At 45.7% G+C, this 18,542-nt stretch carries 25 protein-coding genes; 13 read left to right on the forward strand and 12 right to left on the reverse strand.

Features of this window, described 5'->3' with window-relative positions; genetic code table 11:
* Nucleotide 1 precedes the first annotated feature (1 nt).
* The 6 genes from AM1_RS35105 to AM1_RS35130 form a co-directional block, all read right to left on the reverse strand.
* Nucleotides 2-334 (reverse strand): hypothetical protein, encoded by a 333-nt coding sequence (locus AM1_RS35105; protein WP_012167943.1) that lies wholly within the window; start codon nt 332-334, stop codon nt 2-4.
* A gap of 73 nt (nt 335-407) precedes the next feature.
* Nucleotides 408-788, reverse strand: a complete 381-nt coding sequence (locus AM1_RS35110; RefSeq protein ID WP_012167942.1) for a hypothetical protein — start codon at nt 786-788, stop codon at nt 408-410.
* A gap of 100 nt (nt 789-888) precedes the next feature.
* Nucleotides 889-1,527: a hypothetical protein gene (locus tag AM1_RS35115; RefSeq protein ID WP_041661438.1), complete on the reverse strand. Its 639-nt coding sequence runs from the start codon at nt 1,525-1,527 to the stop codon at nt 889-891.
* Between the two features lie 61 nt (nt 1,528-1,588).
* A complete protein-coding gene (locus AM1_RS35120) occupies nt 1,589-1,921 on the reverse strand; it encodes a hypothetical protein (RefSeq protein ID WP_012167940.1) in 333 nt (110 codons plus the stop codon).
* A 176-nt stretch (nt 1,922-2,097) separates the two neighbouring features.
* A complete protein-coding gene (locus AM1_RS35125; protein ID WP_012167938.1) occupies nt 2,098-2,475 on the reverse strand; it encodes a DUF6876 family protein in 378 nt (125 codons plus the stop codon).
* A gap of 69 nt (nt 2,476-2,544) precedes the next feature.
* On the reverse strand, nt 2,545-2,847 hold the full coding sequence (locus tag AM1_RS35130; RefSeq protein ID WP_012167937.1) for a hypothetical protein: 303 nt from the start codon (nt 2,845-2,847) through the stop codon (nt 2,545-2,547).
* A 233-nt stretch (nt 2,848-3,080) separates the two neighbouring features.
* Between AM1_RS35130 and AM1_RS35135 the strand changes: the two genes are divergently transcribed.
* Nucleotides 3,081-3,236 carry a ribbon-helix-helix domain-containing protein gene (locus AM1_RS35135; RefSeq protein WP_012167936.1) on the forward strand — a complete coding sequence of 52 codons (156 nt, stop codon included), beginning with the start codon at nt 3,081-3,083 and terminating at the stop codon, nt 3,234-3,236.
* Between the two features lie 48 nt (nt 3,237-3,284).
* Nucleotides 3,285-3,530, forward strand: coding sequence for a hypothetical protein (locus AM1_RS35140; RefSeq protein ID WP_012167935.1), 246 nt, complete (start codon nt 3,285-3,287; stop codon nt 3,528-3,530).
* Nucleotides 3,531-3,726: 196 nt separating this feature from the next.
* Here AM1_RS35140 and AM1_RS35145 read toward each other — a convergent pair whose 3' ends face one another.
* Entirely contained in the window at nt 3,727-4,149 is a 423-nt protein-coding gene (locus tag AM1_RS35145) for a hypothetical protein (RefSeq protein ID WP_012167934.1), read from the reverse strand.
* Nucleotides 4,150-4,258: 109 nt separating this feature from the next.
* Between AM1_RS35145 and AM1_RS35150 the strand changes: the two genes are divergently transcribed.
* The 5 genes from AM1_RS35150 (at nt 4,259) to AM1_RS35175 (ending at nt 9,800) form a co-directional block, all read left to right on the forward strand.
* Nucleotides 4,259-5,587 (forward strand): hypothetical protein, encoded by a 1,329-nt coding sequence (locus tag AM1_RS35150; RefSeq protein ID WP_012167932.1) that lies wholly within the window; start codon nt 4,259-4,261, stop codon nt 5,585-5,587.
* An 84-nt stretch (nt 5,588-5,671) separates the two neighbouring features.
* Nucleotides 5,672-6,829, forward strand: coding sequence for an AAA family ATPase (locus AM1_RS35155; RefSeq protein ID WP_012167931.1), 1,158 nt, complete (start codon nt 5,672-5,674; stop codon nt 6,827-6,829).
* Between the two features lies 1 nt (nt 6,830).
* Nucleotides 6,831-8,279, forward strand: coding sequence for a vWA domain-containing protein (locus AM1_RS35160; RefSeq protein ID WP_012167930.1), 1,449 nt, complete (start codon nt 6,831-6,833; stop codon nt 8,277-8,279).
* A gap of 693 nt (nt 8,280-8,972) precedes the next feature.
* On the forward strand, nt 8,973-9,314 hold the full coding sequence (locus AM1_RS35170; protein WP_041661439.1) for a hypothetical protein: 342 nt from the start codon (nt 8,973-8,975) through the stop codon (nt 9,312-9,314).
* 72 nt (nt 9,315-9,386) lie between these two features.
* On the forward strand, nt 9,387-9,800 hold the full coding sequence (locus tag AM1_RS35175; RefSeq protein WP_012167926.1) for a hypothetical protein: 414 nt from the start codon (nt 9,387-9,389) through the stop codon (nt 9,798-9,800).
* A 231-nt stretch (nt 9,801-10,031) separates the two neighbouring features.
* Here AM1_RS35175 and AM1_RS35180 read toward each other — a convergent pair whose 3' ends face one another.
* Nucleotides 10,032-10,295, reverse strand: a complete 264-nt coding sequence (locus tag AM1_RS35180) for a hypothetical protein (RefSeq protein ID WP_012167925.1) — start codon at nt 10,293-10,295, stop codon at nt 10,032-10,034.
* A gap of 688 nt (nt 10,296-10,983) precedes the next feature.
* Between AM1_RS35180 and AM1_RS35185 the strand changes: the two genes are divergently transcribed.
* The 3 genes from AM1_RS35185 to AM1_RS35195 all read left to right on the forward strand — a co-directional run bounded on the left by AM1_RS35185 (nt 10,984) and on the right by AM1_RS35195 (nt 12,968).
* On the forward strand, nt 10,984-11,376 hold the full coding sequence (locus AM1_RS35185) for an AbrB family transcriptional regulator (protein ID WP_012167922.1): 393 nt from the start codon (nt 10,984-10,986) through the stop codon (nt 11,374-11,376).
* A 241-nt stretch (nt 11,377-11,617) separates the two neighbouring features.
* The gene (locus AM1_RS35190) at nt 11,618-12,424 is read left to right on the forward strand and encodes a sigma-70 family RNA polymerase sigma factor (protein ID WP_012167921.1); all 807 of its coding nucleotides are present in this window, start codon (nt 11,618-11,620) and stop codon (nt 12,422-12,424) included.
* Nucleotides 12,425-12,614: 190 nt separating this feature from the next.
* On the forward strand, nt 12,615-12,968 hold the full coding sequence (locus tag AM1_RS35195) for a hypothetical protein (RefSeq protein ID WP_012167920.1): 354 nt from the start codon (nt 12,615-12,617) through the stop codon (nt 12,966-12,968).
* A 98-nt stretch (nt 12,969-13,066) separates the two neighbouring features.
* On the opposite strand, the gene AM1_RS35200 is transcribed toward AM1_RS35195, so the two are convergent.
* Nucleotides 13,067-13,654, reverse strand: coding sequence for a hypothetical protein (locus AM1_RS35200; RefSeq protein WP_012167919.1), 588 nt, complete (start codon nt 13,652-13,654; stop codon nt 13,067-13,069).
* Between the two features lie 341 nt (nt 13,655-13,995).
* Here AM1_RS35200 and AM1_RS41785 point away from each other — a divergent pair, with 341 nt between their 5' ends.
* From AM1_RS41785 to AM1_RS35210, 3 genes are all read left to right on the forward strand, one after another.
* Entirely contained in the window at nt 13,996-14,226 is a 231-nt protein-coding gene (locus AM1_RS41785) for a hypothetical protein (protein WP_238549388.1), read from the forward strand.
* Nucleotides 14,219-14,389, forward strand: coding sequence for a hypothetical protein (locus AM1_RS42725; RefSeq protein ID WP_012167916.1), 171 nt, complete (start codon nt 14,219-14,221; stop codon nt 14,387-14,389). The genes AM1_RS41785 and AM1_RS42725 overlap by 8 nt, the downstream gene beginning before the upstream one ends.
* Nucleotides 14,390-14,721: 332 nt before the next feature.
* A complete protein-coding gene (locus tag AM1_RS35210; RefSeq protein ID WP_012167914.1) occupies nt 14,722-15,135 on the forward strand; it encodes a hypothetical protein in 414 nt (137 codons plus the stop codon).
* Between the two features lie 243 nt (nt 15,136-15,378).
* Here AM1_RS35210 and AM1_RS35215 read toward each other — a convergent pair whose 3' ends face one another.
* From AM1_RS35215 to istB, 3 genes are all read right to left on the reverse strand, one after another.
* Entirely contained in the window at nt 15,379-15,558 is a 180-nt protein-coding gene (locus AM1_RS35215) for a hypothetical protein (RefSeq protein WP_012167429.1), read from the reverse strand.
* Nucleotides 15,559-16,269: 711 nt separating this feature from the next.
* Nucleotides 16,270-16,668: a DUF1622 domain-containing protein gene (locus AM1_RS35220; RefSeq protein ID WP_012166284.1), complete on the reverse strand. Its 399-nt coding sequence runs from the start codon at nt 16,666-16,668 to the stop codon at nt 16,270-16,272.
* A gap of 619 nt (nt 16,669-17,287) precedes the next feature.
* On the reverse strand, nt 17,288-18,037 hold the full coding sequence (istB, locus tag AM1_RS35225) for an IS21-like element ISAcma50 family helper ATPase IstB (protein WP_012167814.1): 750 nt from the start codon (nt 18,035-18,037) through the stop codon (nt 17,288-17,290).
* Between the last annotated feature and the right edge of the window lie 505 nt (nt 18,038-18,542).

Below are 18,542 nucleotides of genomic sequence, written 5' to 3' on the forward strand. Positions count from 1 at the left end.
ATTAGCAAGCAATAACGGTCATGTTCTCGGCCATCTCATGAGCAAGAGCGACCCTCAAACGTTGCTCATCCGTGAGTCCTGCATTGAATGCTTCTAAGACAGCCTCAGCGGCTTCCATCCTGCGAGAGTAGGGGCCGAAGAACTGATGTCTGAGAGTGGTGCCGACGTAATTGGATTGACGCTCGACAAAATTGATGTAGACATACCCGATCAACCGACTGCCATAGAAAACATTGAGCTTGCGGTCATTATCAGCAGTGGGTCTAGTGTGGAGTTCATAGGAAGGTAGATCAATGCCATCAATAACTTGTTGGGGAAGAGTTGTATGATTCATTTTGAATAACCTCGTTGAATGGTTCGTTCAATAAAAGGCATCGTTTGACTTGTCCCGAGCTTGGCGATGCCTTTTACTGTTCTGAAACGAATGGCACCTCGTCATAACCGCCATGGGTCAGTGCCTCCAGCATCAACGCCGCTTCCATATGTTTGAGGGCATCGATATGTCGCCGCTCCGACCTCAGCGTCGTCGCCTCGGCCATTAGATAGGCGACACAATCACGGAAGCACTGGGCTTTCTGTCGGTCAAAAGGAATCCGCTCAATCTCTGGTTCTAGCTGGGGCCAGACCGCTGGATTAAACAGTTTCTGGGCACCACTGAGTAATAATTCCTGGGATTGCATCAGGTTCTTAGCCGTCGCTACCGTCATGACTGCTACAGGAGAATAGGCCAAGTTAACCGTAGGCGGGTTGAGCAGAAATTCTGCCAAGTTAAGGTGATGAGCTTGCATGGGATTTCTCCAAGAAGAAATAGGGATGAGGAAAGGCCAGCCCTGATGGTTGGGGGGATATCGCCACAGGGCTGACCCAGGTACAGACAGGGGGAGAGGGTTAAGCTGCTTTGCTAACCTGCTCAAGCAAATGGTTGTGTGCCCAGTCCCACCAAGAGCGACGTTCCCAGTTAATGGCTTTGATGTCTTGGCCTTTTGCTTCGTTGTAGAGGGGCACAATCACAGCGTCGAGGTCTTCAACCGCCCCAGGAGAAACCCCCGAGAGTTCATACACGGTATCGGCCAGAGATTCCAGTTCAGTTCGCTTAATGGCAAGTTGCTTAAAGAAGGTCTCCCAGCTATTGATGCGAGTGACCGTGAGTTGATCCATCAGTTCGTTTAGGGCAACGATCATCAAAATGTCTTGGCCTGCTACCTGCTTAAGCACTTTGAATACAGCCTCTTTTAGGGGAGAGCATTTGGCCTTATTGGTTTTTCGCTGTTCTAGTCCCGTCGCTTCCAGGGTTAGCAATCCGAAGAGTTCAAGGACATGATCCCGGTTTCGCAGATTGCGATTGCCATGGTGTAATTCCCAGGCAAACTTAGCCAGCTTGTCTTGTCCTGTGGGGTCATCAGGTTTGTACTGTTTGACGATGTATTTTTTGATGTTGACCTTCTCAGGCTTAGCAGGATCGATATGCTCTTTGATGGCCTTGGTTAGAGCGTTGCGAGTGGCGTTGTTGTCTAGAGTGGCGGTCATGATTTTCTCCAAAAAGTGAATGAGGTTTGAGTGGTTATAAGAAACGTAGGCAGATTGATCCTCAGCAGCAAATGAAGTCCTGATCATCAGCTTCAACATCTGAGCGCACGGAGTTCAGCAGCTCCACGGGGTAAGAGGGCTTGGGTTCGGGCTGGGTTGGTAGAGCGGCTAGGGCTGTATATCTCAAAGAAAAAAAGATATCTCTGGGGGTGGAATGTTGGAAGGTGTGGACATAGGGGTTAAGTGACAACCAAAGATCCAAAGCTTGGTCATCGGTCAAATCTTTGCTACCTAGCACCAGGCGGTTGAGAATTGCCGTCTGCTGGTCATGGAGTTCAATCGTTGTGGTGAACTGAACTTGTGGAATGAGCTTGTATCTTGTTTTGGGTTTCATTGGTTTTTCCCCGTAGCGAATGGAATGAAGAAGGACAAGAACATGGCGAAGTAGATGGATTGCCAGAGCAAAAACCAAATGAGGGTGTAACCGTTCATCGTTGCCCCCTAAGTTTTCAAAATCTCTATGGAATCTGAACTGCTTGGATGATTAGTGGCTCACCCAGGCCAGGGAGATTAATGCTCAGACGGCAGCAGCACAACGCCGTATTCCGCATACAGCTTGATTTCTGGCAGGACGAAATCAGTGAAAGGAATATCTTGGGTAATGACAGGGCTGCAAGTACTGGGGCTGTCTTCGTAGCAGGCTAAGACAGCGCTATGGTCGTCGTTTACGGTCAGCAACCAAAGCTGGAATTCTTGGAGGTTGGGATTGCACTTGATGAGTCGCACCCGTTGATAACTTGCGATCTCGTCGAGGAGCCAGAAACATTCCCCTTTCTCTGCGAGTGTTTTGACGCCTTCTGTGTATCGGATGCCCAGCCAATGCTGATAGTGAGATTCACTGCAATGACAATGAGCAAGTTCAGCCTGAAGCTCTGAAGCTGTGATCATGGTATTTAGCCCCTGTGTAGCGAGTGGGTATGTGTGGTGTGGGAGGGGCAAAGGTGCCCCAGGATACTTCTAGAATTCTTCGTTTTCGGCTTCAATCTGGCGAGTGGTGGGGATGGTGCGCCAATCAGCTAGCCAGTGGTCATCACCAAAGAAAGTCTTGACCCAGCTCTCTAGGCGAGGCTGGATCAGACCTGGCTTAGACTTGACGGGTGCATAGACTTCAAATAAATCGCCACCCTCACGTACACCGGGGTATTTTTCAATCTGCATCTCGACTGCAATCACTTCAGGATGAAGGGGATCAGTGACTTGAGAGTCAACAAGCTGAAGCAGTTCAGTGACGGTGGTGGGTGCTTCGGTTAAAGTTGTCATAGTTATTGCCTTTGATTGGGTTTTAACTAGGGCATCCGAGAACTTACCAGGCGACCGGATGCCTTTGTTTGTATGTAATAACTATATCACACTGAGTGTGTAAAATTACACACTAAATAAAACTATAGACTTATTGCGTGTGTATAAAAAGTACACTATGATGCAAGTTGTCTAGCACTAATGCATCATAGATGTGTGGTGTTGGAATAGTTGCTATGACGAATAAATCACGAATGACGCGAATTAACATCACTGTCCCGGAAGATTTACTTGAAGAGTTCAAAGAATACTGTGACTCGCAAGTAAGATCTGTTTCTTCTCAAATTCAGTTTTTTATGAAACAGGCAGTTGAGTCTAATCAGAAACAGAAAGGGAATGAAAGTTCTTGATGCTGCTGAATAATCAATAAAAGCAACTATTACCAAGTGGTGAGATAAATGACCAACAGCAACCCCCAACGATGGACCGATGATCGGCTTGATGCCCTCGCTGCCTCTACCCAAAGCTTGCTAGAAGCAACACAGGCTAATACTAAAGCTATCGGGGAAAATTCTGAACTCATGCAGAAAGTGATTGAAGGTCAGCTAGCCATGCAGACTTTACATGGTCAATTGGCAGAGCAGACTTTGCAGCTGAAGCGGGCTGTTGACTACTTGCTGAGCAAAGATGGAGGGCAATCATGATCAATGGAATCTGAAGAGATTATCATCCGCTACTACCGCAATCCTATTCCTGTAATGGTCGATCCTGGTCAGAATCATCCACGACATGAGCATGATTTATTACTAGGTTGGATTTGTCAGGGTAAGGATAGAAGCCCTGTACTCAAGAACTTCCCAAATGCTGAAATAGTTGCTAAGGCTAAGTCTGAGTCTGAGGCTAAGCCTTATCTAACCCTAGTAAAGCAATAGTCTTCTTTATCCTGTCTTTCCCCGGTGCCCACTTATCCCCGGCAGTAATCCTCAACACTTCCCCCCAAGCCTTAAGCTGATTTGCCCTCGATAGCTTCACCAATGGCCGAGCCGCACTCTCAGACTGAGGCAGCACACTAAAATGCTCCTGCAAGAACAATACGAGTTCAGCAGCTTGAATACAGCGAAAAGCATGGATGTAAGTAACTCCAAGATTCTCTTCCACATAGACCTTGAATCCCTTGGAGTCTGGTAAATACAACTTGTTGTCTTGAATGACCTTTAATGCCAACCCAGAAGACAACAGAGCATCAGATCCAGTTTCAGTAGGTTCCAAAAATATTTCTTCCAGATCAGCCAAACTCTTATCCTGAAAATCGCGTAAATCCATCGCACCCAGAGTTTTAAGGTTTCAAAGCCAGGTGAATTATAGCAAGCCCTCCTTTGTCCGAAATCTTTACTAGGCAATATACAATCCATAGAGAAAGTGAGTTTTTCTCATGACTAAATTAATCAGTAAATTAGTCTCAGCCAAGACCTCAGACCCCAAAGGCGACTCATCGGCTAAGGCCAAAATTGATACCGCTCCGCAACTCTCAGTTGAAGATATCTGGGATACCCTGGCAGACCGTGACCTGTATCGACTCTCAATCGAAATTGATTCAGGCTTAAGACTCTCAGCCCGTCTAGATGCCGAAGATTTGGGCTTAGATCCTCATGTCGTTGATGAACTAGCGGGAGGCTACCGCAAAGCCTTCTCAGAGGCATTCACAAAGGCTCGAAATCAGCTCTCTGGCCTACAGAAAAAGTTCAATAAGAAATTCACCATCTACGTGAAGCCCTTCCGATTTATAGATGGCAGCATCATCAATGACGCCGTTGACTTTGCGCAGGAAATCAAGAATGAAGCGGCATCCTTACGCCAAGGCTTAGTGGATACCTACACAGATCAGCTCGAAACCTTCTTAGTGGAGCTGGAGCAGAAACTCAATGAAACAATACCCGGAAAAAAGAAGCAGATTGAAAAAGCCCTGATTTACTATGCTGGAGAATTCCCCAGTATTGACGATTTTTCAGGTAGCCTCCAGGTGATTATCGATGGCCCGGTCCAGCTCACCTCCCTGAAAAATAAGCTCAAGGCCGATGCTGATTTGCAAGCTGAGTTAGCCAAAAAGAAACGGCTGACAGCTAAGCAAAAGAAAGAAGCTCAGGAGATTCAAGAGCGGATCAAAACCAGTCAGCTTATGCTCAATGGCATTGCTCAAGCAGTGCAACAGTCTCGTGTGGCTTGCCTGGATGAGGGCTGGGAACTGCTAGCTGACCTGATCGACCGCTTCGGTGCTAGCCCTGATGGGAAGCTCACAACCAAGGACCAGTCTGCGATTAACTCTACCTTTTCCCGACTGGAGCTACTAGAGAAGCACAACCCAGAGATATCAAAGCACTTGGCCGAGGCCCGGAAGCTGCATGAAGTGATGCAGGGCACTCCCACCCCAGAGCAGACCAAGGATGCCTATGATAAATTCTCTGCATTCCTTGCCAAGCAATCCAAGTCAGCGAGTGGTGAAGGGGCTGAGAAACTTCAGAAATCCCTTCAGTTTGCCAATGATTACAAAGCTTTGGTAAGCAGACTGGAGAAGCTGATCGAGACGCCCGATGCCGAAACATTGGCCGAACTAGAGGCAGGGCAACTCGCCAATATCGAAACCACGCTTACCCGCCGAGTGACGAACCTCAAACGCCTCACCAAGAAAGCCCAAGAGTCAGCCAAATATGCCAACGAACAGGCAGCAGCTCAAGGGGGAGTGGACCCCGTAGCAGGCTTCTAAAGCTGGAAATACTTTCAATAACTGTAAGGAATTTATATTACCTAGGCTATCTAGATTCTGTAGAGAAATCAAAAATATAAGCTGATGAAACCTCTTCAACTCAAGCTTCAGACGCTACGAAAAGAACTCAACGCCGCTCACCTGGAACGCAAGTCTGTGATTGATGGCTTGCTGGCTACATTACTGGCAAACCAAAACGCCTTGCTGTATGGGCCTCCGGGAACTGGGAAAAGTTTGATTTTGAGAGAGATATGCTCTGCGATCGCAGATGCGAACTTCTTCCAGCGCTTGCTTCACAAGGCCATGTCCCCCGATGAAGTCCTAGGGCAAATCAGTCTTAAAGCCTTGGAACAAGACATCATGAAGCGCAACACCAACGGCAGGCTTCAAGAGGCTCACTTGGCCTTTCTGGATGAAGTCTTTAGAGGCAATGGGGTACTGCTCAATAGCTTGCTGGAATTGATGAACGAGCGCACCTACGACAACCCAGATAAGCAGAAAAGCCCCCTCCGCTCGATAGTCGGTGCAACGAACTCGATTGATTCTGGGAGTGATTTGGAAGCCTTTGCCGATAGATTCATTTATCGACCCTGGATCTTTGATCTGAAGACCCCCAGCTCTACTAAAAAGCTATTGAGCTGGACAATCAACGGTAATCGTCCCCAGGTGAGCCAAGGGTTGATTACATTGGCTGAACTCGATCAGATGTGTGCTGAAGCCCAACGGGTGAAAATCACCAGTGGAATGGTGGATGCATTCACTGAGATGATTCACAACTTGATCCGGGATGGCTTTGTGATTAGTGCCCGCCGACGAGTGAAACTGCTGCAACTGGTTCAGTGTTATGCCTACGTCCAAGGCGATGAGCAAGTTTATCTAGAGCATGTGCATGAGCTATTACCCCAGTGCTGTTGGAAATCCAAGATAGAGGAAATCAGAGAAATCAAGAAGCTGATTGAAACCACAGCACCCATCGCGAAAAAGAAATTAGCGGATATTGTCAAAGCCGCTCAGGGTGAAGTATCAAGGCTAGAAGAGAAACTGAATGATCCACGATTAGGCCATACTGATCATGTCTATGCTGCTGACTTTGCCAGAACACAGCTCAGCAACTTATCGAACAGCTTGAATAAGGTTCAGGCTGATTTATGCAGGAATGGGGCCAGCCAAAGAACTAAAGCAGAAGCTGATTTGAAGGCGAAAGCCCAGCGAGTCAGTGAACTAGTTGAAGGCTTATATTGATATGTTCACCCAGCTCAAGGCAGAACTCACCCCCATCACCACCGAAGTCAGCGAAACCTCAAAGCTGTTTTGGCAAGACTATCTCAACTCAAATCCTACAATGGTGGAGGTGACCCAGGACACGAATATCAAAACCCTCAATCGTTTTGCCCTGGAAGTCTTTCATCGGTTGTATTACTCCCCCATACCGGAATGGCTACCGGAGAAACCAGAACATCAATGGGCGCGAGTGTTGCACAACCAGCTCAGTGAATCTGAAGAGTTCCAAAATCTAACCCTGACTTGTACGGGCGATCCGTTAGGTTCTGCCATCGCTGCCCAATCCATGATCACCAATCTGTACCGACAGCTTGAAGAGGCCAGCGACGATCTGGAGATAGACGAACTCGACACCCTTAGAGCTAAGGCCCGCCGCGCCAAAATGGAGGGTGATGAGGAGCTATTCAAGGAACTCCAAGCCCAAGGGCAGGCCATGTCCCAAGCAGCACAAACCTTTGCTCAAAATTTGGAAGGCATGGAAGGTGAAGGCATTGGTGAGAGCGTTGAGGATGCTGAGGGGAATGTACAGGAGAAGAAAGACGAGCTGGAAGCCTTGGGGATGAGCTGGGGAAATGAGCCAGGTGACCGCAACCCCACACCCACCGGAGAGAAGCTAAAGCTTGCGGCTTTGATTGAACAGCGGCCACAACTCAAGAAGATACTAGCCCTCGCTGGAAATGCCTTGGAGACAGCCAACCGCAAACGCCGACAGCACCAGTCCGAGACGGGATATGGTGAGTTAGTGGGGATTACCACGGGGAATGATGTGGCTCAAGTCCTGCCTCAAGAGTTGGCAAGGCTTTCAGATTCCAGACAGAAACTGAGTTTTTATCGAGACTTTCTAGAAGGTCAGTTGTTTCAGAATGACTTACAGGCCCCAGAGGAGAAGGGGAAAGGTCCGATGGTGATTTGCCTGGATTGCTCTGGATCGATGGTTAAGGGCAATCGTTTTCTCTGGTCAAAAGCCCTGATCGTTGCGTTGGTGAAGTTGGCCCATGAGCAGGATCGGGTGGTTTCGCTGGTATTGTTTGAGTCTGTTTGTTACGACCCTATCTATTTCCATCCCAGAGAGGACATTGACCAGCTGATCCGATTGCTGGTTACGAGTCCCACGGATGGAGGGACAGAGTTTCAAAGACCACTGGAAACAGCCAGGGACATCATTGAGCAGGACAACAACTACAGCGAGGCCGATATTGTCTTTATCACGGATGGGATTGCGCCTTTGAGTTCCACTTTTGTTCAAGAGTACTCAAATTCCCTACAGAATTTGAAAACGGATTTCTTTTTGCTAGAAATTGAACCGAAACAGGGATGGTCAAGCGAACTCAGGACGTTGGCGAGTCAGTCTTGGGCAATTGATGCGGATGGAAATTTTGAGGAATTGGGGGCTGTGTTTACGGCTTGTTAGCGAGTGTACGGAGTCAGAAGTAGTAGGTGGTTGAGATGGCTGAGGTTTTGGGTGAGGCAGCGTAATCTTTTGATTTGCATTGGAAAGCAGATTACCAAGAGGCCGTTAGGTAATCCGCTATTCAGCTTTTTCTTGAATAGAGATAACCCTGTACATAGCACTTAGGGGTGATGATACAAGAGTTGCACAAATGGCAACCACCCAAGGGTTAATTAGGACTGCTGGCCTAATCACAATTGCGGTCAGGACATAGCCCCAACCAACTACGCTTGCTGTCCACGAGAGCCAGGTGATCCATCGAATCAGATGGCGTACTATAGTTGCCTTTCTGAGTCTGATTACGACCTTTCGTTGGACTTGCGCGTATAACATGAAAGCAAAACTTAGAAAGGCGAGAGCCCCCAACGCGAAAGCTACTTCATTGGAGCCCAAGCTATATCTTGGCATTGAGTCGTCTCCGCTAGACAAATAAAGCAGACTTTTGATAGCTATTGTTAGCCACACGGACCAAAATGGCAAAGAGTATCACCGCTAGTTTGAACAGCACGACTCTTGAAATTGTCTTGTTTAGCTTGCTCACCTCATCTAGGGAATCTTAAAAGGTAGAAATCAAGATTACACCTTCTGGCAGTTAAGGGAGATGCCTGAAAGGTGGTTTTTGACCATCACACTCTACCTCACCCGATAATTTTAATGGACGCAGATTTTGACTTAGACTCCCTATATCAGCAGCTTCAGGATGAAGATGTCATTGAGTTAACCATCCTTGACGGAGACTTGGCTCCCGGTCAAACAGCCGAAATTACCGTTGCCAGTAAGTGGCTGACCAGATATCACCTTTATCTATTTTTTGAGCATCACTCACAGAGCTTCGACTTGGCAGGGGTCAAAGAGGGAGCCAGTAAGACAAAGGTGAATTTAATCATTGACCACATGGATGCCATCAGCTCGGAGAAAGCTTATATCTTTACCTATGGCAGTGAAACGTCTTGGAGTATTCAACTGGTGCAGTGGAAGAAACTCACTAGGGCTTAAGACTTTGAGTAGAAGTTGAGTGTTGGTAAACCCCGAATCAATACACTTGGACAAGACAAGTGAGATTCAACCATGACTCAGATTCCATCCCTGACTCACCAACAGCTAGAGCTGCTGAGAATAGCCAAGAAGAATACTGTGGGAGAACTACGGCTTTCCTATGAGTATCCAGTGCTCGATGACAATGAACCTCAGATCGGCCATCCACCGTTCATCCAAGAATTGATTGATCACCATTTCATCCATGTGCAAGTCAAAGAAACTTCTCTACGTGCTTCAGAGTTTCAGCAAGAAAATTGGATAGAGCACTGTGATGGGATTGACTATCCCCACCAAGCCGATTGGGACCGATGGCGGCAGGGATTCATCACCCAATTAAGTGAAGAGATTGAGAGCCTGATGATTCCAGGGAAAAATCTAGGACAATTCACGCAGGTGTGGATCCGTGAGATTAGCGTTCGAGCAGTTCAGCCTAGTAGTTTGTGAGTTGGGGTTGTTGCTGAAAGTGCACTGCACCTAGTGAAGAATGGGTCTTCGATGGCCAAAGGTCGGTCGGAGACCTTCGTACAGGCAATCCGATATTAAACCATTGAAACTTGGCTAGATAGAAACGACCAAAAGTTAAGGTTTTAGAGATGCTGCTATGGTTGGAGACTTTGGTTGATGAAAAACACGAAACTCCTTTACTTAACTGGTGGCTACATTCGAGGACATCAGTTATCGATGGAGATGACGAACAATCGCTCCAAGTTGGTGCATTTTAGGGTTAATTTCTGTGGGAACCCCATGCGGAAGTTGCTCGCTAGTTTCAGAGTGACAGGCTTGCCAAGCCTTATACATCCCATTAACTGCAACATCTAAGGGAACTTGCCCAAGGGTCTCATGGTGGTGATGCTTAAGACTGATTACTAATTGATTACGCAACTTATGTTTCTCTTTAAATTTATCTTTTAGTAGAGGATTTCTATTGATATCTGCCATGAATGCCCTCCTCACACATTTCACTTGATGGCGATAGATTATCAAAGACTTTTATTCAATGAAAGTATCGACAACGCCAAATCATGAAGTATAAGAATATCTTCAGGATCTGCTAGAATCATAAATTCAGATAATTATCTTCAAATGAATAATATTGATTCAAACCTGGCTGGACCTGTCCATGGGTTGTTGATTGACATTTGCGATGTTCAAGTCAACCGTGTGGAATACTTGGTTATAGAGATGGCGAAGTAACTGGGAGGATATGACTATGCCCAGTAATACTGAATCGATCAAAGGCATAGCCTTAACTGAAAAACCCGCTAGCATTTCAAGGTGTGGTATGTCTTATGCGAAGTTTGCCCAACATCGAGCCTCCAAAAGGTGGTACCAACTTTCTAGCCAGGGGAAAAACCTTGGTTCACCTATCGAATTTGATTTTTATAAGCAAGATTCCCCAAACCGTCCAAATAGACGCACAAGTGTTGAGACTAGAGAATTAACAGGCGTTTAGAGTATTTTTCATAATAGTCAATATTTCCTGATTAATGCATTAAATTCCTAGATAAAGCTCCAGTATCTGACTATACACTTAGTATTTTACTGGCATTATCTATTGGTATCAAAGAATAGCAATATGCCATGATTAACCCATTCAGGTGATATTTCATGAGGAAAATATTAACTTATGCCTAGGAAGAGAAAACAGTCTAAACCCATAACAGGTAAAGATTTGGTTGCAAAAGTAAAACAATTGGGTGATTTGACCCGTGAAGAGAAGGCAAAAGCTTGTGGTTATTATTCGACGGATAAAGATGGCTCGGAACGGATCAAGCTCATGGCGTTCCTGAATGCGCTGTTGGATGCAGAAGGGATTAACTTAGATAGTCACTCCTCCAGTGGCAATGGTAATGGCAGAGGAGGGCGAAAAGCGAGCTATCGGGTCAGCGTACAATCCAATGGAAATTTGCTGTTGGGGAGCGCCTATACCAAAGAACTGGATGTTAAGCCTGGGGATGAGTTTGAAATCTCTTTAGGTCGGAAGCATATTCATTTGAACAAGGTTGCCGAACCCAGTTGAGGGAAAAGCACTGGTCTCTTAGCAGGATCAAATAAGGTCAAAACCATTTAGTGATATCGGCTTCTGGGTGGTTGATGAGAAAAGATTCAAATGCCTATTAAATAAGGGCAACGGAACTATAGATCCTCTTAAGAGATCAGCGCTGCAGAATATGCTCCATACTTTAAGAAATACGAATAAGCTATTCCATTTCTCCGGTAGGTGGGGTATTCCTCTAGCAAAGGTGTTTGGGGATTTAAATATGGCGACTCAGAACGACAGCGTTCAAGCCTATTTGAAGGAGATGGGCCGTTACCCACTCCTCTCCCATGAAGAAGAAATCAGACTGGCTCGACAGGTTAAAGCTGGTGATCTCAAAGCCAAACAACGGATGATTGAGTGTAATCTGCGCCTGGTGGTTTCCATTGCCAAGAAGCATCAGCATCTCGGTTTACCCCTAATGGACCTAATCCAAGAGGGGAGTATTGGCCTCAATACCGCCGTTGACAAGTTTGACTTAGCTCAAGGCTGTAAGTTCAGCACCTATGCCTATTGGTGGATTTCAGAGGCGATTAAGCGGGCGTTGAAATCCCAGTCCCGCACGATCTATATCCCTATTCATCAATGGGAACGCGCCCACAGGATCAAGAAGGCTGTTCGCCAATTAACGCAAGAGAAAGGGCGTACTCCCACCCTCAAAGAACTCTCAGCAGCGACTGGCATAAAGTCTTCACTGATTCGGAATACCCTGCAATCATTCCAAGCGATTTCTTCCCTCGATCAGCCCGTGGGTCCTGAACAGAAGGATGCTCTTATTGATTTAATCCAAACAGAAGACGCTGCTCTCTCGATCATGGATGGGCTAGAAATTGAAGATGCTCTAACCCGATGCATGGCCTACTTAACTGAGCGGGAGAGATTCATCGTTGATCAGCGGTATGGATTAACGGATGGTCAGCCCAAGTCAATGGGAGCCATTGGCAAACCAATTGGCATTAGCCGAGAGCGAGTCAGGCAAATCCTCAATATCGCCATGAAGAAGATGACTAGGCAAGTTCGTTCTGCTTAGGAAAATTTTTACATAACAGGATGAGTTCAACAGTAGGAGAATTCATGATCGAAAATATTAACAATTTACTCAAATTTCAGCGTTCCTACTGAGTGATTTAGTATCATTTTTGCCCACTCTAGACTTATATAAAGTCATCAATCTTGGATGATAAACCTCATTTTTGAGGTGCAAGTCGCTTAGTCTAACCATGATCGCAGATAATATCACCGATTATTATTTAGAACATTCTCAGCCCACACTAACGGCCTCAAACACGGTGTCGCTTAATGTGCCAATCATTGAATCATGGCGTTGCTACGATATCAGCAATAATGTGATTATTCGTGGACAAATCTTTAACCACTCCAAGTACCCCGCAGGGAAATCGCTTAAATCTTCCCCTATTCAAGGATGCTTGACTAAAGCAGGTCGGGTGTATGTGACCACGAAGAATTCCATGTATGAACTGGGCATTCCCCATCCTGATTTTGCAGGGGATGCTCAACTATGGATGGATGGAACAGACCATCAGCAATGGGCCAAGCTTACTTTCTGTGGGTGATCCAGCCATGGTGGCTATTATTTAATTTGCTCACTAAATCGTTTTCTAGGCCTGATTGGCCTATTTCTCAACTAAAGTGAGCTATTGAACTGCCAAGTTTATCGCGTAAAAATAACTTGGGCTAACTTCAAGGTGAATGCATTGCTTGCTTTAGGATCATGAATGTAGCTAGCTAAAGCTTCAATCAGTTTCTCAGGTTTATTCTGCTCAATTTGAGTTAGAGCATCTTCGATAAGAATTTCAGCCATTGGACCAATATGAACGGCTAACTCTGCTTTACATTGTTCGATAAATTCACTGTCAATGAGCGTAGGAGAGGCCTGATCAGCTTCGAGCTTTTCACTATACTTGGAATCCTTTGATTTTATTCCTTGCTCTGATGGTTTGGCTGAAGTTGGGGATAACTTCTCATCGGGAGGTGAAGAATCCTTAGCGTAGACTTTATGAGAAGGCGCAGCATCTTTGGGAATGAAGCGTCGCCAAGCCATGAAATAAGTTGGAAATTCAACCAGGATATATTGACGCCCTTGTGTCCGTGCATCTTTACAAAACTCGATAGCTGCCTGGCGTAACGATTTTCTGAATGATGGTCCAGGCTTAAACCATTTTCCTTGGATAGTAAGGGAGGAAGACTGATCATGCAGCAAACCTTTTGCTTCTAAATCCACTGATTGGATAATGGACACCCTATTCCCCCTGACCTATATCTTTTCCTATTCAAGATCAAAGACTTGCTCAACTTTAGTATTCCCTTCATTCGAGGCTAACCAAAGCTTTGGCATTTTACTTGCATTATCATTAATCGGTATTTCAGAGCTTTTAATTTGTGATGATTAAGATAGCTATTCAGGTGGAAAGATAGCGTGGCAAGCATACTTTACCTGCATCTGAACCATTCGCATCTACAAAAGTCCCTAGGTCGAACGACTTAGGCATTGCGTCAAACCGTACACTTAAACCTCAGTTTTTTTAGGGTGGGTTATTCTAACTGGTACCTTCTATGAAAAGTAAAAAAGGGTATAGAAAAATGTTCGATTTCGAGGTACAAAGAGAAAAGCTAGAGCATTTGTACTATTCATCACCAAGCTTTCTATCCGACGAAATGATTGAAGCTGAAATAGGGTACATCCCCTCAGAAGTCATTGAGGAGGGGGATGATCTCGACCCCCGAAACAACATTGAATCGTCTCCAACGGTCCTTGACCTGATCGGTGAAGCCGTTGAGCTATGGGTGCTTAAGCGAGGTGGGGATGACTGAGCTTCGCGAGTTTTCCTTCCTCGTCTTGCACACCAGCGGCGAAGAGACCGTTCAGACAGTCGTGAGTACTAGTAAGGATCTCGCCGAAAGTGCGCTGCATCGCTGGATCACAGATATCAAATCTCTGCAACCTATGACTTCCGGGGATGAGGAACAGCATTGACCAGCATTGACTCAAATTAACTGGACCGTATTGAAGTACTGGTATATCCCAATTGCTCAGATCATCCAGTCTACCGCCCGATCCATTGAGACGATGAGGACACAATTTAAGGAAACCAAAAGACTTGCTGATAGAGTATTTCAGCGTATGGACTCTCTAACCCAGTAGCTAACGGTCAGTATGAATAGTCGCAACGAGGATCGTGATTTACTCCGAGCAATCAAGGCTGGTATCGATAAGTTGCTGAGACGTTCTGAGTAAACATCTATCAATTCACAGATATATATTTAACGCTGGTTCAATATACATGAACTGGGCGATGGAGATAACCTATGGCCGATATCCCATCTCTTTCTCTCCCACAACTAGAACTCCTCAGACTTGCTAAAAAACATTCTGTGGAAGAACTTCGGCTTATCTATGAGTTCCCAGTGCTGGATGATAATGAACTTTCAAGCGGCCATCCACCGTTTATCCAAGAATTGATTGATCACCATTTCATTCAGGTGCAAGAGAAAGGTACTTCTTTATGTGCTTCGGAGTTTCAACAAGAAAGCTGGACTGAGTACTGTGACGAGATTGACTATCCCAAGCAAACCGATTGGGACCGATGGCGGCAGGGATTCATTGTCCAACTCAGTGAGGGCTTTGAAAGCCTGATGACTCCAGGAAAAAGCTTGGGGCAATTCTCTAAGGTATGGATCCGAGAGATTGGCCTTCGAGGGGTTCAGCCAAGTAGTCTGTGAGTGGGGCTTGGGGCTTTAATTCGGTTTAACGAAATTAAAGGCCGGAGTTGAAATTCAACGAGTGATAGGTATCTCTACGTCTATGGTTCAATAGCCATCATTCCCCTCATAGCTGTATGCAACACAGCTCAATGACATGGGGGATGGAGACAGTCTCAACCTGAATGTTTTGAGTAATTATTGGGTATAACCGACCGTTCTGTTGGGTGTTGAATATAGAATCTCCAAGCAAGTATTGAAGGGTTAAGCAGACTTGGACACTTTTCTTAATTGATAATTCAGCAAATCAGTATAAGACAACAAGGGAGAGCCATGATTCCATTGTGCAGGTAGCTCTCCGTTGTAAATAGCTTGGCGAATGTCAGTCAGGGTGAGACCGAATAGAGATGTGGCTGCTTCAGGCGAAATTCGGGAGGAAAACATGATGTCTCCACTAGATGATTGAGGAACGGATACGAGGAGAACATTCAATGCCAAAGAAATTATAAATATTTAGTTAAAAAAGTATAAAAAAATTAATGTTGTTTTTATGATTAACGGCGGCTTAAACCGATATTGGACAATCTTCCCTCCTAAATTCTAGGTGTAAGTTTTTAGTCTCGATGTTAGATCTTGAGTCCCTTTGGGCAAAATCAGTCTAATCAGCTATTACGAACCTGATTACTTCATCAAGGAAATAGGAATATCTAGCCCCTATGACGACAAAGGTAGGGGCTGTTTTCTTTCTTAATCGAAAAATGGCTCATGAAGCTTGCGCCTTAAAAGAAAAAACACCACATTCTTCCCCAAGAGCGGTGTTTTTTCTTGAATGACAATGAATGCCTCAATCAGACTTATTGTTCCCATAGAGGAGAAAAGGCAAACATCACAAGAATGCCAATGAACAAGACTTAATCATCACAGGGTTATTGGAATTGGGGTGAACGTGGTTAGGAAGCTTTATCACTTCAGATAAATGAAATTTGAAACGACGTAATTATGTTTGGGGTGAAGCCAATCATCAGGCCAAGCACTAATGTAACTTCAAGCCTACAGATACTCTTCTACCAAAGTGATAAAAGAGGGCTAAGCAGAAGTGAAGATGCTAAACCATCCTTACTCAACTAGAATTATCCAACTCACATCCAGGTCTGGTTAATTGGAGTTGGATAAATCCGTCTCGTCCTCATCAAAGCGCTTTTGCATCTCAAAGACCTCGATCAGTTCTTTGTTCAGAAAGTAGTTGAGAAAGGTACGAATGATTGCGATGGCACCCAGTTTCCCGAGTGCCTCAAACGTAGGAGCAACGGTCGTGGCTAAGACATCTGCCCCCAATTGAAACTCCAGAGCTAATGCTAACCATCGTCCAAAAGTTAACCGCAATCGTCCCAATGGGAACTGTATAGTTGAGCGACGACGGCGCAAATTAACCGAGAGCTTGATGCTCACGAGCAGGCCCAACACAATACAAAAAGCCGCTACTGCTTCCAGTACTACTTCTAAAAAAGATACGATGATTTCCAAGTTGCCTTGCAAATGGTGGACGACTTCCATCAAGCTTCAACCTTGACCAGCACAACACCCTGCCAAAGAGACTACCCTGTTGTGTACCTTTATTGAGTTATTCTTGCTGGAGGATTGGCAATTCAAGGCCATACCTCCGATTGCTCGGGTGTAGGGAAGTGACTTAATTAGGTAATACAGATTCTCAGCGGAATCTGAAAGTTTAAGTATGGGGTGCAAGCGGCCACTTTTAGGTGCAATATTGAGTATTGGTATCAGGGATGCGATCTCGGCCTAATCCCTAACCCAGCATACCTTCATTCTCTATACCGATCTGAGCCTGCTTTCTTAGTCATGCGGTTCACTCCCCTTTGCCTTGATACCTTTGAGGGAATGCATCATAGGTGTTTAATGTCAATTAGATAGGCCAAACTTTTTGGTTCTAACTTCATACTTTTAATAGCGGCTCGTGAGTCGATTTAGATCTTTGCAATATCATCTTGAGATGCCCGAAGAGCGGTCGGAGACCATCGAAAATCATGGTTTTTACCTCAGGTGATCGCGCCATGGACAAAATGACAATTATCAATAAAGCCACTATTAATAGAGTTGCTTATAAGTAAGCAACTCTATTAATAGTGGGGTACAGAGGTTTTATTCTGACTAGAGATCAGCTGTCAGTCTTTTGAGACTTGGCTGTGTGTTTGGCCGCTTCTTGTTTGCGGAAGCTTTCTGCTTGCATCTCGAAAATGGTGGCGTGGTGAATTAAGCGATCAATGGCAGCCACGGTCATCATTGAGTTAGGAAAGATGCTGTCCCATTGACTGAAAGGTTGATTAGCCGTGATGAGTAGGCTCTTTCGCTCATACCGGTGAGCAATCAACTCAAACAGTACCGAGGTTTCAACATCGGACTTTTGGACATAACCGAGATCATCAATGATAAGCAGATCATAGCGGTCAAGTTTGGACAAGAGACTCTGCAATTCCAATTGAAGTTTGGCCAGCTGTAGTTGTTGCACCAGGGTTGTGGCTGTGACAAATTTTACTCGCTTACCCAACTCAATAATAGAAGCTCCTAATGCAGAGCTGACGTGTGTTTTCCCTGTTCCGCTCGGCCCAAAAATTAGAATGTTGCTACCGGACTCTAGCCAGTGAGTCGTTTGGGCAAACTCCATGAGAGCAGCTGGATTAAGGGTGGGAACATGGGCAAACTCAAAATTGGTCCAGGACTTTCCGTAAGGCAGCTGCGCTTCGGTTAGAGCGCGTGAAATCCGATTCTGCTCCCGACGGCTGGCTTCGCCTTGAGCTAAAGCCAACAGAAACTGGGCGTAGGACCAATTCTCCTGAGTCGCTTGATGCTCGATGCTCTGCCACTCGTCGAGGAAATGCCTCAACCGCAACTGTTTTAGGGTTGTCATCAGCAACTGGTATGGGTTGTCCGGGTCTGCTGTGGAGGAGTTGATCATAGTCAGATAAATCGTGCTGTTGTGAGGTGACGTCAGGATATTGCTCAGTCGAGAGCTTGAATTCAAAGGCTTGTTTTAATCTGCTCAAGGTCAGGGTGGACTGTTCCAGTTGAGTTTGTAGGTAGTCAGCCACCTGAGATTCTTGATCTTGAGTTGCAGCGATATAGAGGGCTTCGGTGATTAATCGTGCGGCCTGGTCCTGCTCAAAATTAGCTTTGAGTGATTCCCACAGCTGATGCCACTGAAGATTGGGCAGTAGCTCTGATTGCCATTGGCAGTAGAGAAACGCGTTTGGCTTTCTCCTGAGACTTTCTGCCACATGCTTGTAATCGATGCTGCGAGCGCGTCTTTTCTTCTCAGAGCCATGGACATGGACCCGCGCCAATTCCACTACGGGAGTGGTGCCTAAGAAACCGACAAGGCGGTCATGGTATAGGTGTAATTTCAAGCGGTGGCC

It is taken from the genome of Acaryochloris marina MBIC11017 (assembly GCF_000018105.1).
Classification (GTDB): Bacteria; Cyanobacteriota; Cyanobacteriia; order Thermosynechococcales; family Thermosynechococcaceae; genus Acaryochloris; species Acaryochloris marina.